This window comes from Nonomuraea sp. NPDC005983 (assembly GCF_040614375.1).
Taxonomy (GTDB): Bacteria; Actinomycetota; Actinomycetes; order Streptosporangiales; family Streptosporangiaceae; genus Nonomuraea.
The window spans coordinates 42,073-56,345 of sequence record NZ_JBEXUP010000027.1 but is presented as its reverse complement, the minus strand read 5'-3'; the positions used below and the strand labels follow the sequence as shown (position 1 = coordinate 56,345).

General features: G+C 70.1%; 15 protein-coding genes. 4 read left to right on the top strand and 11 right to left on the bottom strand.

The window, feature by feature from the left end:
- Entirely contained in the window at window positions 1–2,223 is a 2,223-nt protein-coding gene (locus tag ABZ297_RS15340; RefSeq protein ID WP_355345310.1) for a SpoIIE family protein phosphatase, read from the bottom strand.
- A gap of 123 nt (window positions 2,224–2,346) precedes the next feature.
- Entirely contained in the window at window positions 2,347–3,051 is a 705-nt protein-coding gene (locus ABZ297_RS15335) for a metal-dependent transcriptional regulator (protein ID WP_355345307.1), read from the bottom strand.
- A gap of 101 nt (window positions 3,052–3,152) precedes the next feature.
- Here ABZ297_RS15335 and ABZ297_RS15330 point away from each other — a divergent pair, with 101 nt between their 5' ends.
- A complete protein-coding gene (locus ABZ297_RS15330) occupies window positions 3,153–3,821 on the top strand; it encodes a UdgX family uracil-DNA binding protein (RefSeq protein ID WP_355345304.1) in 669 nt (222 codons plus the stop codon).
- Here the strand turns inward: ABZ297_RS15330 and ABZ297_RS15325 are convergent.
- Both ABZ297_RS15325 and pdxH read right to left on the bottom strand, forming a co-directional pair.
- Window positions 3,818–5,053: an MFS transporter gene (locus tag ABZ297_RS15325; RefSeq protein WP_355345301.1), complete on the bottom strand. Its 1,236-nt coding sequence runs from the start codon at window positions 5,051–5,053 to the stop codon at window positions 3,818–3,820. The two genes, ABZ297_RS15330 and ABZ297_RS15325, sit on opposite strands and share 4 nt — an antisense overlap.
- Before the next feature lie 10 nt (window positions 5,054–5,063).
- Complete coding sequence (pdxH, locus tag ABZ297_RS15320) at window positions 5,064–5,717, bottom strand: pyridoxamine 5'-phosphate oxidase (protein WP_355345298.1); 654 nt, start codon at window positions 5,715–5,717, stop codon at window positions 5,064–5,066.
- A gap of 177 nt (window positions 5,718–5,894) precedes the next feature.
- Here pdxH and ABZ297_RS15315 point away from each other — a divergent pair, with 177 nt between their 5' ends.
- Entirely contained in the window at window positions 5,895–7,001 is a 1,107-nt protein-coding gene (locus ABZ297_RS15315) for a citrate synthase 2 (RefSeq protein WP_350812875.1), read from the top strand.
- Between the two features lie 77 nt (window positions 7,002–7,078).
- Window positions 7,079–8,188 (top strand): phosphoserine transaminase, encoded by a 1,110-nt coding sequence (gene serC, locus ABZ297_RS15310; RefSeq protein ID WP_355345295.1) that lies wholly within the window; start codon window positions 7,079–7,081, stop codon window positions 8,186–8,188.
- Here serC and ABZ297_RS15305 read toward each other — a convergent pair.
- Window positions 8,167–8,541, bottom strand: a complete 375-nt coding sequence (locus ABZ297_RS15305) for a BlaI/MecI/CopY family transcriptional regulator (RefSeq protein ID WP_355345292.1) — start codon at window positions 8,539–8,541, stop codon at window positions 8,167–8,169. The two genes, serC and ABZ297_RS15305, sit on opposite strands and share 22 nt — an antisense overlap.
- Window positions 8,542–8,871: 330 nt before the next feature.
- On the opposite strand from ABZ297_RS15305, the gene ABZ297_RS15300 reads away from it, so the two are divergent.
- The gene (locus ABZ297_RS15300) at window positions 8,872–9,495 is read left to right on the top strand and encodes a TIGR00645 family protein (protein ID WP_355345289.1); all 624 of its coding nucleotides are present in this window, start codon (window positions 8,872–8,874) and stop codon (window positions 9,493–9,495) included.
- 72 nt (window positions 9,496–9,567) lie between these two features.
- Here the strand turns inward: ABZ297_RS15300 and ABZ297_RS15295 are convergent, their stop codons facing one another.
- From ABZ297_RS15295 to cbiQ, 6 genes are all read right to left on the bottom strand, one after another.
- Entirely contained in the window at window positions 9,568–10,185 is a 618-nt protein-coding gene (locus ABZ297_RS15295) for a rhomboid family intramembrane serine protease (protein ID WP_355345286.1), read from the bottom strand.
- A gap of 210 nt (window positions 10,186–10,395) precedes the next feature.
- A complete protein-coding gene (locus tag ABZ297_RS15290) occupies window positions 10,396–11,160 on the bottom strand; it encodes a crotonase/enoyl-CoA hydratase family protein (protein ID WP_355345283.1) in 765 nt (254 codons plus the stop codon).
- A 6-nt stretch (window positions 11,161–11,166) separates the two neighbouring features.
- Window positions 11,167–11,940 carry an SDR family NAD(P)-dependent oxidoreductase gene (locus tag ABZ297_RS15285; protein WP_355345280.1) on the bottom strand — a complete coding sequence of 258 codons (774 nt, stop codon included), beginning with the start codon at window positions 11,938–11,940 and terminating at the stop codon, window positions 11,167–11,169.
- A gap of 48 nt (window positions 11,941–11,988) precedes the next feature.
- On the bottom strand, window positions 11,989–12,327 hold the full coding sequence (locus tag ABZ297_RS15280) for an STAS domain-containing protein (protein ID WP_350812883.1): 339 nt from the start codon (window positions 12,325–12,327) through the stop codon (window positions 11,989–11,991).
- A gap of 459 nt (window positions 12,328–12,786) precedes the next feature.
- Entirely contained in the window at window positions 12,787–13,521 is a 735-nt protein-coding gene (locus ABZ297_RS15275) for an ABC transporter ATP-binding protein (RefSeq protein ID WP_355345277.1), read from the bottom strand.
- The gene (cbiQ, locus tag ABZ297_RS15270; protein WP_355345273.1) at window positions 13,518–14,273 is read right to left on the bottom strand and encodes a cobalt ECF transporter T component CbiQ; all 756 of its coding nucleotides are present in this window, start codon (window positions 14,271–14,273) and stop codon (window positions 13,518–13,520) included. The genes ABZ297_RS15275 and cbiQ overlap by 4 nt, the downstream gene beginning before the upstream one ends.

The following is a 14,273-nucleotide window of genomic DNA, read 5'->3' as shown; positions in this document are numbered from 1 at the left end:
TCAGCGGCTACGCGTGGGAATCTCGAACCAGACGGCTTTACCTTCCCTGGTAGGACGCGATCCCCAGCGCCGAGCAAGCTGGTCGACCAGGTAGAGGCCGCGGCCGCCCTCGTCGTTCTCGCCCGCGCTGCGGATGCGGGGCAGCCGAAGGTCCTGGTCGAAGACCTCGACCCAGACCGACTCCTCGCCCCTGCGCAGCCGCAGTGTGAACTCCTTGTCGCTGACGACCTCGTCCTCGAAGCCGGGAAGGTCCCAGGAGTCCTCGAACGGCAGCGGTGGGCCCTCGACGCTCAGCTCGCGGCGCGGCACGCCCGCACTGGCCGCGTGCAGCACCACGTTGGTGACGACCTCGGAGACGAGCAGACAGGCCAGCTCGGCGCGCTCCTCGGGGACGTTCCATCCCTCGAACGCGTCGGAGGCCATCCGGCGGGCCTCCCCCACCATGATCGGCTGAGCGGGGAAGGTGCGCTCCTCGACGTCGAGGTCGGAGTCGGCGGAGCGGACCACCAGGATCGCCATGTCGTCGTCGATCTCGCCGGGCACCGCGACGGTGGCGGCGTCGGCGATGCGCTCGACCTCGGCGTCGCTCACCTTGGCCAGCTTCTCGCAGAGCACGCCGAGCGTCTCCTCCTCGCTCGGGATCCGGCCGTCGCGGCCCGGACGGCGGTCGATCAGGCCGTCGGTGTAGAGGAGCAGCGCGGCCCCCGGTGGGAGGGTGCGGGTCTCCTCCTTGTAGACGAGGTCGGCGTGCAGGCCCTTGGCGCGCACGCCCAGCGGCTGGCCGACCTCCTCGATGTCGAGCTCGACGCACTGGCCGTCGACGAGCAGCAGCGGCGGCGCGTGCCCGGCGTTGGCGAAGGCGAGCTGGCGCGACCAGGCGTCGTAGACGAGGTACTGGCAGGTCACGATGGGCGGGACGCTGATGTCGGCGCCGCTGTCGTCCTGCTCGGGGGTGGCGATGATGCGGGTCCACTCGTCGAGCCTGGCCAGGATGTCGGCGGGCGACTTGTCGTCCTGGGCGAAGGCCCTCAGCGCGGCCCTGAGCTGGCCCATGATGGCGGCGGCCTTGGCACCTCTGCCCTCGACGTCGCCGATCACGATGCCGACCCGACCGGCGGACAGCGGGATCACGTCGTACCAGTCGCCGCCGACCTGGGTCTGGATGCCCTGGCCGTGGGAGGCGAGCGGCGCCGCCGGGTAGTAGCGCACGGCGATGTCGAGCCCGTCGAGCTGGGGCAGCGCCCGCGGCAGCAGGTGCTTCTGGAACGACTCGGCGGTGTGCCGCTCCTCCTCGAACAGCAGCGCGTTGTCGATGGCCAGCGCGACCCTGGTGGCGATCGCGCCGACGAAGTCGCGGTCGAACGCGTCGTAGTGCGGGCTGCGCCGGTCGGTGAGGTTGGACAGCCCCAGGTACATCAGCCCGAGGGTCTCGCCGCGCACGCACAGCGGCGCGACGATGGCGGACGTCATGCCGATCTCGCCGCACAGCTGGGCGCTGCCCTCGTGGGGGCTGGGGAAGCTGTTGGCCGCGAAGTCCTCGACGAGGATCGTCTCCTGCCTGCGCAGCGAGGTGTGGGCGTAGTGGCCGGCCGGGTAGCGGATCTCCGCGCCCACCGGCTTCCAGGTGCCCGGCGGCGGAGTCCAGCCCTGCACGTGCTGGGAGACCCGGCGGACCAGCCGGTCGCCCTCCATCAGCTCGATGAAGCAGTGGTCGGCGAACTGCGGCACCAGCATCTCGGCGACGCGCTTGAGCGTCTCCTCCACGTACAGGGAGCCGGCCAGCCGCTCGCCGATACGCTCGAGCAGCCCGAAGCGGTCCTTCTCGCGCTCGTTGCTGCGCAGCGCCTCGCGCGCCGTGATGACGATGCCGGTCACCGAGCCGGATGTATGACGCAGCGGGACGGCCTGGGCGCGCACGTACACGATCGTGCCGTCACCGCGCCGGACGTCGAAGGTGCCCTCCCACACGCCGCCCTTGAGCACATGCTTGGCCAGCTCGACGGCGAGCGGGTGGTCCTTCTCCATGATGCCGAGCGACAGCACCTGCGAATCGCGCGTCGCCGACTTGCCCGGACGGCCGAACAGCTTCTCCGCGAACGGGTTCCAGTAGAGGAGGTTGCTGAAGCGGTCCGTCACGACGACGGCCATCTCAGCGTGGTCAAGCACGGACGCGGCGGCCAGATGCTCAGCCGATTCCTGTGACAGATCCCCCCAACGCTTCATCCGGAGACCACTCCTTGGGGAGGAATGCGCGTCAAGCGAACCACGGGCGCTCCTGCAACAGTCTTGACCGGAGGGGAGTGAGGGATCTCCCTGATGGGATTCAACCAAGCAGCAGCGGCCGCGTCAGTCCTTGGAGACAAAGACGTGCGCGGCGACATCGCGCGGAAGCTCCGCGGGAATGTTGTCACCGTCACTGTCACCTGTCACCCGCACACCGTCGTCGCTCGCCGCGAGCGTGACCTCGCGTCCGGGTTGTATCCCAACTTGCTTGAGTTTAAGCATCACAGCGGGATCGCTTTGCACTTGTTCGCTAATTCGTCGCACGACCACGGGTACTTCTCTCGCCCCAGCGAGGTCGGCCATCGAGATCAGCGCTTCGTCGACCCCTTCTGCGGCCTCGCGGGCCCCCAGCTCGGCCAGGCCGGGAATGGGGTTGCCGTGCGGGCAGGAGGTCGGGTTGTCGAGCAGCGCGACCAGGCGGGCCTCGACGGACTCGGACATCACGTGCTCCCAGCGGCACGCCTCGATGTGCAGCTCCTCCCACGGCAGCCCGATGATCTGGGTCAGCAGGCACTCCGCGAGCCGGTGCTTGCGCATCACGCGGGTGGCGAGCGTGCGGCCGAGGTCGGTCATCGACAGGTGCCGGTCGCCCTCGACCCGGACCAGCCCGTCGCGCTCCATGCGGGCCACGGTCTGGCTCACGGTCGGGCCACTCTGCTGAAGCCGCTCCGCGATGCGGGCGCGCAGAGGGACGATGCCCTCCTCCTCGAGTTCGTAGATCGTGCGGAGGTACATCTCCGTGGTGTCGATCAGGCCGTGTGCGGTCAAGGCTCCTCCCATCTGCATGCTACGCCGGTCGTCGCGGGGACTGAGCCCGTCCGCGGCGGGCACAGAAGTCACAGGGAACCCTATGGGGAGAACGACGAACGATGGCAACGGACGGCAACAACGGAGCCGCCAGGTTCCTTCCCGACCGCCTCGACCTCCGCTCGCTGCGCGAGGCGGCGGCCGGCTGTCAGGGCTGCGGCCTGTACCGCGACGCCACGCAGACCGTGTTCGGCGACGGCCCGCCGGAAGCGCGGTTCATGCTGGTCGGCGAGCAACCCGGCGACCAGGAGGACCGCAGGGGCCGGCCGTTCGTCGGGCCCGCCGGGCGCGTCCTGGACCAGGCTCTGGAGGAGGCGGGCATCGACCGGGGCGGCGTCTACGTGACGAACGCGGTCAAGCACTTCTCCTTCACGCTCAGGGGCAGACGGCGCATCCACCAGACTCCGACGGCCGCCGAGATCGACGCCTGCCAGCCGTGGCTCAACGCCGAGCTCGCGCTGGTCGAGCCGGAGGTCGTGGTGGTGCTCGGCGCGACGGCCGCGCGGGCGCTGCTCGGGCCGTCCTTCCGGGTGACGAGGCAGCGCGGCGAGCCGGTGCCGCTCGACACGCTCGACTCCCCGAGCGCCGGTGTCGCGCTGGCGGTGGCGACCATCCACCCGTCGGCCGTCCTGCGCGCACCCGACAGGGACGCGGCCTACGCCGGTTTCCTGGCCGACATGAGGGTGGCGGCCGCCCTGCCCGACGGCTCCCGGCGCGAACCGCCCGGCTAGCGTGCCCGGTAGTTCCTGAAGGCCGCCACCGACAGCCCGACGAAGATCACGACGATGGCGCACGCCAGCCCGCCGCCCACCCAGGCCGCCGTCAGCCCGAACGCCGCGGCGGTGGCCCCGGCCCGCAGGTCGCCGAGGCGCGGCCCGCCCGCCACGACCACCATGAACGCGCCCTGCAGCCGCCCGCGCATCTCGTCGGGCGCGTACAGCTGCAGGATCGACTGCCGCCACACGGACGAGATCACGTCGGCCGCGCCGCCGACCGCCATGAACGCCACGATCAGCCAGAGGTCGCGCGCGAGCCCGGCCGCGGCCACCGTGAGCCCCCACACGGCGATGATGACGACCAGGGCGAGCCCCTGTCTGCTGACCCGGCCGACCCAGCCGGAGAACAGCGCACCGGCGACGGACCCGATCGCCATGGCGGCGTTGAGCGGGCCGAGCACGACCATCGAGCCGCCGAACCGCTCGGCGGCCAGCTCGGGGAAGAGCGCCCTCGGCAGGGCGAAGACCATCGCGATGATGTCCACCACGAACGACATCAGCAGCACGGGGCTGCCGGCGATGAACCTGAGCCCCTCGAACACGGCGCGCGCCCCAGGACGGGTCACCTCTCCGAGGGGCGGGAGCGGCGGCAGCCGCAGGGCCGCGTACAGGCCGGCGGTGAACAGCAGCGCGTCGACGGCGTAGGCGGAGGCGTACCCGCCGTAGGCCAGCACGACGCCGCCGATCATCGGGCCGACGACCGCTCCCATGCTGAAGACCAGGGAGTTGAGCGCGTTGGCCGCCGGCACGACCTCCGGGTCGAGGATTCTGGGGATGATCGCGCCCCTGGTCGGGGAGGTGACCGCGAACCCGGCGGCGCCCAGCGCGACCGTGCCGAGCAGGACGTACACGTTGCGCAGTCCGAGCAGCGCCTGCAGCAGGATGAACAGGGTGCTCGCCCAGGAGACGGCCGAGCCCGCGAGGAGGAGCTTGCGCCGGTCCACCGCGTCGGCGACCGCACCTCCCCACAGGCCGAACAGCACGAGCGGGACGAAGTTGGCCATCCCGAGCAGGCCGACCCAGAGCGAGGAGTGCGTCAGCTCCCAGACCTGCTGGCTGACGGAGATGACGGTCACCGCGAGGCCGACGTGGGAGACGGCCTGGCCGATCCAGAGCCGGCGGTAGGCGGGGGTCGCGAGGGGCCGGATGTCTACCAGATGTCTCTTGACCAGCTCCCCGATTGCCACTTTAAGCACATTAAGGGGCAAGTCTCTCAACGATCCAACCGGGGTGGGCGCGACGGTAGCGGAGGCGGTCGTGCATCCGGTCGAGCTGTCCCTGCCAGAACTCCACCTCCGAGGGGACGACCCGGTACCCGCCCCAGAAGTCGGGCACCGGCGGATCCTCCGGCCAGCGCTCGGCCAGCTCGGCGTAGCGGGCGTCCAGCTCCTCTCTGGAGCGGACGATCGCCGACTGGCGCGACGCCCAGGCCCCGATGCGCGACCCGTACGGCCGGGAGGCGAAGTACGCGGCCGACTCCTCGTGCGGCAGCCGCGTCACCAGCCCCTCGACGCGCACCTGACGGCGGATCGGGTGCCAGGGGAACAGCAGCGAGGCGCGGCCGTTCTCGGCCAGGTCGCGGCCCTTGCGCGACTCGTAGTTGGTGTAAAAGACGAACCCGCGCTCGTCGTAGCCCTTCAGCAGGACGGTTCTGGCGCTCGGACGGCCTCCGGCGGAGGCGGTGGCCAGCACCATGGCGTTCGGCTCCGACAGGCCCGATTCGAGCGCGTCCTGGAACCAACGGGTGAACTGGGTGATGGGATCGGCGGCCAGATCGGATTCGAGCAGCGGCTCGCCCTCATATGTACGGCGTAGCCCCGCCAGCGAGGGCGGGCGCGAGGTGGCATCCACGAGACGGTATTGTGTCGCGCTTGGTGGCAGATCCCACACAACACTCCCTACCAGCAGCTTTTCGCCTTCCGGCGGGTCCGAAGACCGAGCACAAGCTAGCAGGGGGTTAAATTGACCCGCCGGTATCTCGACATCAAGGCATTGCCGGAACATGGCAAGAAAGGGAGGCGGCCGAGCATGTCCGACTTCAAACCCGGCCTCGAGGGCGTAGTGGCCTTCGAGACCGAGATCGCGGAACCGGACAAAGAAGGGGGCGCCCTTCGATACCGGGGCGTCGACATTGAGGAGCTGGTCGGCCGTGTCCCCTTCGGACACGTTTGGGGGCTGCTGGTTGACAACAAGTTCCAGCCGGGTCTCCCCCCGGCGGAGCCGTACCCCATCCCCGTCCACTCCGGTGACATCCGGGTAGATGTGCAGAGCGCGCTGGCCATGCTGGCTCCGGCCTACGGCTTCAAGGCTCTGCTCGACATCTCCGACGAGGAGGCACGCGACCAGCTCGCCCGCGCCTCCGTGATGGCCCTGTCCTTCGTGGCGCAGTCGGCGCGCGGGCTCGGCCTGCCGATGGTGCCGCAGAGCCGCGTGGACGAGGCCAAGACCATCGTCGAACGTTTCATGATCCGCTGGCGCGGCGAGCCCGACCCCAAGCACGTCAAGGCCATCGACGCCTACTGGACCTCCGCCGCCGAGCACGGCATGAACGCCTCGACGTTCACCGCCCGCGTCATCGCCTCCACCGGCGCCGACGTGGCCGCCGCGCTCTCGGGAGCCGTCGGCGCCATGTCGGGCCCGCTCCACGGCGGCGCTCCGGCCCGCGTGCTGCACATGATCGAGGGCGTCGAGCAGCTCGGCGACGCCAAGAAGTACGTCCAGGGTGAACTGGACAAGGGCAACAGGCTGATGGGCTTCGGCCACCGCGTCTACCGCGCCGAGGACCCGCGTGCGCGCGTCCTGCGCCGCACGGCCAAGGAGCTCGACGCGCCTCGTTACGAGGTCGCCGCCGCGCTGGAGCAGGCGGCGCTGGAGGAGCTGCACGCGCGCAAGCCCGACCGCGTGCTCGCGACCAACGTGGAGTACTGGGCGGCCGTCGTCCTCGACTTCGCCGAGGTTCCCTCGCACATGTTCACCTCCATGTTCACCTGCGCCAGGACGGCCGGCTGGGCCGCGCACATCCTGGAGCAGAAGCGCACGGGCAGGCTCGTCCGCCCCAGCGCCACCTACACCGGCCCGGCCTCGCGCCCACTCAGCGACGTGCCCGGTGCCTCCGAGGTCGTCGGCACCATCTGACCCCTCGCGCATGACGGCCCGGGTCTCAATGACGGACCCGGGCCGAGTCAGCTTTCGGGGCTCAGTACCCTGGTCGTGTGGCTGACATCGTGATTCCCGCTGACATCAAGCCCGCCGACGGCCGATTCGGCTGCGGGCCCTCGAAGGTTCGTACCGAGCAACTGGCCGCGCTCGCCGCCTCCGGCGCCGACGTGATGGGCACCTCCCACCGCCAGAAGCCGGTCAAGAACCTGGTCGGCCGCGTCCGCGCCGGGCTCGCCGACCTCTTCTCGCTGCCTGAGGGCTACCAGGTCGTGCTGGGCAACGGCGGCACCACCGCGTTCTGGGACATCGCCTCCTTCGGGCTCATCCGTGAGAAGTCGCAGCACCTGTCGTTCGGCGAGTTCTCCTCCAAGTTCGCCACGGTCGCCAAGAAGGCGCCGTGGCTGGCCGACCCCTCGGTGATCAAGTCCGAGGTCGGCACGTACCCCGAGGCCGTGGCCGAGGAGGGCGTCGACGTCTACGCGCTCACCCACAACGAGACCTCCACCGGCGTCGCCATGCCGATCAAGCGGGTCGGCTCCGGCGACTCGCTGGTGCTGGTCGACGCCACGTCCGGCGCGGGCGGGCTGCCTGTCTCCATCGAGGAGACGGACGTCTACTACTTCGCCCCGCAGAAGAGCTTCGCCTCCGACGGCGGGCTGTGGATCGCGATCATGTCGCCGCGGGCCCTGGCCAGGGTCGAGGAGATCGCCGCCACCGACCGGTTCGTACCGGAGTTCTTCAGCCTGCCGGTCGCCATCGACAACTCCGCCAAGGACCAGACCTACAACACGCCCGCCGTGGCCACGCTCTTCCTGCTGGCCGACCAGCTCGACTGGATGAACGGCAACGGCGGCCTGGCCTGGACCACGTCCCGCACCACCGACTCGTCCCAGCGCCTCTACACCTGGGCGGAGAAGTCCTCCTACGCCACGCCGTTCGCCGCGCCCGAGTACCGCTCGCAGGTGGTCGGCACGATCGACTTCTCCGACGACGTCGACGCGGCCGCGGTGGCGAAGGTCCTGCGCGCCAACGGCATCGTCGACACCGAGCCGTACCGCAAGCTGGGCCGCAACCAGCTGCGCATCGCGATGTTCCCGGCGATCGAGCCGTCCGACGTCGAGGCGCTGACGGTCTGCGTCGACTACGTGGTCGAGCGCCTCTGACCCGTCCTTCGTGACAGCTCGTCGAGGAGTGCCAGCGCGTCGGCCTCCTCGACGGCGTGGGCGAAGCGCGCCAGCACCGGCAGCCTGTCGGCGCTGGCGGCCAGCGCCTCCAGCATGAGCTGGGCGACGTGCTCGTCTCTCGACCTGACCGTGGAGTAGCGGAAGGCGTTACGGTACGGGGTGCGGGCGAGCAGGCCCTTCTTCACCAGCCGCTCGGCGACCGTCTGCACGGTGGTGTAGGCGAGGTCGCGGTCCTCGTTGAGCTTGGCCAGGAGTTCTCTGACGCGCAGCGGCTCGCCCGCGTCCCACAGCACGCCCATGATCGCGCTTTCCAGGGAACCCAGGTTCGCCAACGGACCGACCTCTCGGCTCGACGAGTAGTAAGTATTCTTGCCCGAAAGGCCGCCGCCCGGCCAGGGGATTTCTCCGCCACCATCGGCCGGCCGTGTGCCGATCACCCGGGGGCGGTCAGCCGGCCGTGAGTCCGAGGCAGGGCGGCCAGGCTCCGTTCACCAGGACGTCGCCGCGGCCGGGTTGAGTGAGCCAGGAGACCCCGCGGCCGGGCCGAGCAAGCCGGGAGCCGCCGCCAGGCCGAGCAAGCCGGGAAGCCGGACGCGCCGCCGGGGTTGATCCGTTTCCGTAGACTTGCCGGGAAAACGTACACGATAAGGAGTAGCCCGCTTTTGTCCGCCATCTCCGGAACGGATTCCCCCCGCCCCAAGGGCCTCGGCTACCTGATGTTCGCCAGCCGCTGGCTCCAGGTCCCGCTCTACCTGGGCCTGATCGTGGCGCAGGCGGTGTACGTGTGGCAGTTCATGGTGGAACTCTGGCACCTGATCTCCGCCGTGTTCCTCCATCCGGAGACCGCGCAGGCGACCGGCTCCTCGCCGGAGGTCGTCGTCATGCTCACGGTGCTGGCGCTGATCGACGTCGTGATGATCTCCAACCTGCTCATCATGGTGATCATCGGCGGCTACGAGACGTTCGTCTCCCGCATCAACCTCAACAACCACCCCGACGAGCCGGAGTGGCTCTCACACGTCAACGCGAACGTCCTCAAGGTCAAACTGGCGACGGCCATCATCGGCATCTCCTCGGTCCACCTGCTGCAGACCTTCATCAAGGCCAAGGACATCCCCAACGACAAGATCATGTGGCAGACCGTGATCCACCTGGCCTTCGTCGTCTCCGCCATCGGCCTCGCCCACATCGACCGCCTGCTGTCCGCCTCCCCCGCCGAACGCGTCCACGCCGACCAGGCCCCGCCGCCCGACCACCACGCCGCCCAGCGCACCACAGCGAACTGACCGTCTCCGGGCGTGCGGGGAGGGCGAGGCGTCCGCCTGCGGTCGGGTGAGACGCGCGCCGAGGGCGGGACGTCAGAGCGTCGCGACGGGCTTGCGGCGCAGGACCCAGGCGGAGATGACGCCGCCGATCAGGCCGAACAGGTGGCCCTGCCAGGAGATGCCCTGCTGGTTGGGCAGCAGGCCCCACAGGATCGAGTAGTACGCGATCGCGACACCGATGCCGATGACGATGTCCAGGGGGCGGCGGTCGAACAGGCCGCGGGCCAGGACGTAGCCGAAGTAGCCGAAGACCAGGCCGCTGGCTCCGACCGTGATGACGCCGGGGCTGGTGAGCCAGGTGCCCAGGCCGCCGATCAGGATGATCAGGAGGCTGGCCGAGAGGAACCTGCCGATGCCGCGCAGGGCCGCCAGGAAGCCGAGGATGAACAGCGGCAGCGAGTTGGCCATCAGATGGCCGAAACCGACGTGCAGGAACGGCGCGAAGAGGATGCCCGGCAGGCCGTCGGGGTCGAGGCCCACGATGCCGAACTCCCTATCGAGGGAGCCGTTGAGCACGTAGTCGAAGATCTCGACGATCCACATGGTGGCCACGACCGCGACCATGATGAGCAGGGCGCTCAACGCCCCCGACAGGAGGGTGCCGGCGTTGCGCTTGGCCGACTCGAACGCGGACCTCGAATAGTCGCTCATGCGCCCCTCCTGCTAGAAGTCTTCCCCTTTACCGTACGTAGGAAGGGTTATGCGTGCGCTAAGAATGTTCACCCGCGCAGCCGGTGCCGCGAGAGGCGGCCTGAGCGGACTTCAGAGCCCTCCGCAACGGCCGGCGAACGGGCATCCTCCCGCGAACGGTGAGGAGCGCCCCACGCGGGCGGGGGCGCTCCTGTGACCGTCCGGGCGGGGTTACTCGCCCTTCCACTGAGGGGCGCGCTTCTCGGCGAAGGCCGCCGCGCCCTCCATCGCGTCCTTCGAGCCGAAGACCGGGTGGATGATCGGCCCCTGCCGCTTGAACATCTCGTCCAGCGGCCAGTCCTGCGACTCGATGATGACCTTCTTGGTGGCGGCCAGCGCCAGCGGGGCGTTGGCGCTGATCTTGCGGGCGAGTTCCAGCGCGCCCTCCAGCGCCTGCCCCGGTTCGGTGATCCGGTTGACCAGCCCCAGTTCGTACAGGCGCGACGCCGGGTAGTGGTCGCCGGTCAGGGCGATCTCCATGGCGACGTGGTACGGGATCCGGCGCGGCAGCCGCATGATGCCGCCCGCCCCCGCCACCAGCCCGCGCCTGGGCTCAGGCAGGCCGAACTTCGCCTCCGTGGACGCCACGACGAGGTCGCATGACAGCGCCAGTTCGAAGCCGCCCGCGAGCGCGTACCCTTCGACGGCCGCCACGAGCGGCTTCTTGGGCGGCGCCTCGGCGAGGCCGCCGAAGCCGCGCCCCTCGACCACCGGGAGGTCGCCGGACAGGAACCCTTTGAGGTCCATCCCCGCGCAGAAGGTGCCGCCCGCGCCGGTCAGGACGTACGCGGAAATTTCCGGACGGGCGTCCAGCGTGTCGAGGGCCTCCGCGATCCCCCGGGCCACCGCCCCGTTCACCGCGTTGCGCGCGGCGGGACGGTTGATCGTGATCACGGCGACGCCGCTGGACTCCTCGACGAGCACTTCGTCAGACACGGGACCTCACTTGGGCTGGAAGCGGATACCACCGTCGAACCGGACGACCTCGGCGTTCATGTAGTCGTTCTCGATCAGCGACCGCACCAGGTGCGCGAACTCGTCAGCGCGCCCCATCCGCTTCGGGAACACCACCGGCGCCACCAGCTTGGCCTTGAACTCCTCGGCGTTGGGCGCGAAGCCGTAGATCGGCGTATCGATGATCCCGGGGCAGATCGTGTTCACCCGCACGCCGATCGCCGCCAGGTCACGCGCCGCGGGGACGGTCATGCCCACGATGCCGCCCTTGGACGCGGAGTAGGCGAGCTGCCCGGTCTGCCCTTCCAGCGCCGCGACGGACGCGGTGTTGACCACCACGCCGCGCTGCCCGTCGGCGTCGACCGGCTCGGTCTTGGCGATGGCCGCCGCGCCGATACGCATGAGGTTGAACGTGCCGACCAGGTTGACCTCGATGACCTTGCGGTAGCTGGCGAGGTTGTGGGGCTCGCCCTCACGGTTGACCGTGCGCTCGGCCCAGCCGATGCCCGCGCTGTTCACCACGACGCGCAGCGGCTTGCCGGTGGCCACGGCCGCGTCGACGGCGGCCTGCACCTGCTCGTCGTCGGACACGTCCGTCTTGGCGAAGACGCCGCCCAGCTCGTCGGCGACGGCCTTGCCGCGTTCCTCGTTGAGGTCGGCGATGACGACGGTGGCGCCCTGCCGGGCGAGCTCGCGGGCGGTGGCCTCGCCGAGGCCGCTGGCGCCACCTGAAATGATTGCTGCGGATCCGTTCACGTCCATATCCCGGACCCTAACCCGCCTACCGAATGAAGTTCTACTCGGGGCCGGTTAAATCTCACCCACGGCGCTGTCGACGTCGCTGTACACCTTGATCCGCCGGTCGAGCCCGGTGGTGCGCAGGATCCGCGCCACCGGGGCCTGGGGGCCCGCCAGCGACACCCCGCCGCCCTCGCCGGTGGCCAGCCGCCACGCCTCGATCAGCACGGACAACCCGCTGGAGTCCATGAACGAGAGCTGCTGGAGGTCGAGGACGAGCCTGGCGCCGTCCTGCTTGATCGCGTCGCGCACCTCGTCGCGCAGGAATGGTGCGGTGAACAGGTCAAGTTCGCCCTCCACGGCCACCACCACGGCATCACCCATCGCGTGTCGCGCAAGCCGCAGCTTCATTCGGCCCCTCCTCGATGAGCCACTGTACTTCGACATCCTCTGATACCGAGCATGCGGAGACCATGATCAGTCGTATGCGGAAGGACGGTACGGAACCCGGCGTGCGCCGGCCGTCCGTCGCGGTCAGCCCGCAGAAGGCCGCCGCCCGCCGGACGGCGATCGCACCGGCACCGCCAGCCGCGCTGTCCGCCCTGGTGGGGGTGGGTGATGGGTGGTCAACAACATCGCTGTCACGCGGCTGGGCATCGTCTTCCTCGTCGTCCCGGGGGGCACCACGCTGGAGGTGCTCACCAGACCTACCCGCGAGGCACGCGGATACAACGCTGGAGACCAGATTGCGGGAAAGCGCCGCCATGCAGGTCCGAGGAGAGGCTATGGCGGCGCCGGTGGGCCGGCCGTCAGCGGGCCTCGGCGCCCCGGTCCAGCGGCGGAGGCCGGGCTGCGCGAGGTCGGGCACACCTAGCGCGCGGGAATGGCGAAGCCGTACGGGAGCTCCAGGCGGTGGGCGGCGAGCAGGGCGGAGTCGGCGAGCAACTCGCCGGTGTGCCCGTCGGCCGCGATCACGCCGTCGGACAGGATCAGCGAGCGCTCGCAGAGCTCCAGCGCGTACGGCAGGTCGTGGGTGACCATGAGCACGGTCACGTCCAGCGAGCGCAGGATCTCGGCCAGCTCCCTGCGTGCGGCCGGGTCGAGGTTGGACGATGGCTCGTCCAGCACCAGGATCTCCGGCTGCATGGCGAGCACGGTCGCCACGGCCACCCGGCGGCGCTGGCCGAACGACAGGTGGTGCGGGGGCCGGTCGGCGGCGTGCAGCATGCCGACGCGCTCCAGCGCGTCCTTGACGACCCGGTCCAGCTCCTCGCCCGTGACGCCGGCGTTGGCGGGCCCGAAGGCCACGTCGTCGCGGACGGTGGGCATGAAGAGCTGGTCGTCGGGGTCCTGGAAGACCAGCCCGACGCGCTGCCTGATCTCCTTGAGGGTGTCCTTGCGCACCGGCGTGCCCGCGACGGTCACGGTGCCGTGCCCGGCGCTGAGGATGCCGTTGAGGTGCATGACCAGCGTGGTCTTGCCCGCGCCGTTCGGCCCGAGCAGCGCGACGCGCTCGCCCCTGGTGATCGTGAGGTCCACGCCGAACAGGGCCTGGGTCCCGTCGGGGTAGGCGTAGGCGAGCCGGCTGACTTCGAGAGAGTTCACAACGACAGTCCTAGTACGGCGAGAGCCACGGCCGGCAGGGCGAGCGCGATAGCCCATTGCCCCACCGATGCCGAAATTTCCTGCATTATCGGCATCCGCCCCGCATAGCCTCGGCTGAGCATCGCCAGATGCACTCTCTCACCCCGCTCGTACGAGCGGATGAACAGGGCCCCGGCAGAGCGTGCGATCACCGGGATGTGGCGGAAGTTCCGCGCCTCGAACCCCCGGGACTCCCTGGCGATCCGCATCCGCCGCATCTCGTCCACGATCACGTCCAGGTAGCGCAGCATGAACGTGGCGATCTGCACCAGCAGCGTGGGCACCCGCAGCCGCTGCGCGCCCACCAGGATCACCCGGGGCTCGGTCGTGGCCGCGAGCAGGATGGACGCCACCACCCCGAGCGTGGCCTTGGCCAGGATGTTCCACCCGGCCCACAGGCCGGGCACGCTCAGCGAGAGGCCGAGGACGCTGGTGCGCTCCCCCAGCCCGATGACCGGGATGAGGAAGGCGAACAACACGAACGGCAGCTCGATCACCATCCGCCGCAGGACGAACGCGGGCGGCACCCGGGCCGCCCCCGCGACGACCGCCAGCATGACCGCGTACAGCCCGAACGCCCAGAAGTTCTCGCGCGGCGTGGCCACCACCACGATCGCGAAGGTGATGACGGCCAGCAGCTTGCACTGCGGCGGCAGCCGGTGCACGACCGAGTCGCCGGGCCGGTAGAGCTGGTGGTGGTGCCCCGCTCCCAT

Excerpts from the sequence above, each read along its gene's own strand:
- ABZ297_RS15340 (WP_355345310.1), bottom strand. The coding sequence starts at position 2,223 with ATGAAGCGTTGGGGGGATCTGTCACAGGAATCGGCTGAGCATCTGGCC.
- ABZ297_RS15330 (WP_355345304.1), top strand. The coding sequence starts at position 3,153 with ATGGCAACGGACGGCAACAACGGAGCCGCCAGGTTCCTTCCCGACCGC.
- ABZ297_RS15315 (WP_350812875.1), top strand. The coding sequence starts at position 5,895 with ATGTCCGACTTCAAACCCGGCCTCGAGGGCGTAGTGGCCTTCGAGACC.
- ABZ297_RS15295 (WP_355345286.1), bottom strand. The coding sequence starts at position 10,185 with ATGAGCGACTATTCGAGGTCCGCGTTCGAGTCGGCCAAGCGCAACGCC.
- ABZ297_RS15285 (WP_355345280.1), bottom strand. The coding sequence starts at position 11,940 with ATGGACGTGAACGGATCCGCAGCAATCATTTCAGGTGGCGCCAGCGGC.
- ABZ297_RS15280 (WP_350812883.1), bottom strand. The coding sequence starts at position 12,327 with ATGAAGCTGCGGCTTGCGCGACACGCGATGGGTGATGCCGTGGTGGTG.
- cbiQ (WP_355345273.1), bottom strand. The coding sequence starts at position 14,273 with ATGGGAGCGGGGCACCACCACCAGCTCTACCGGCCCGGCGACTCGGTC.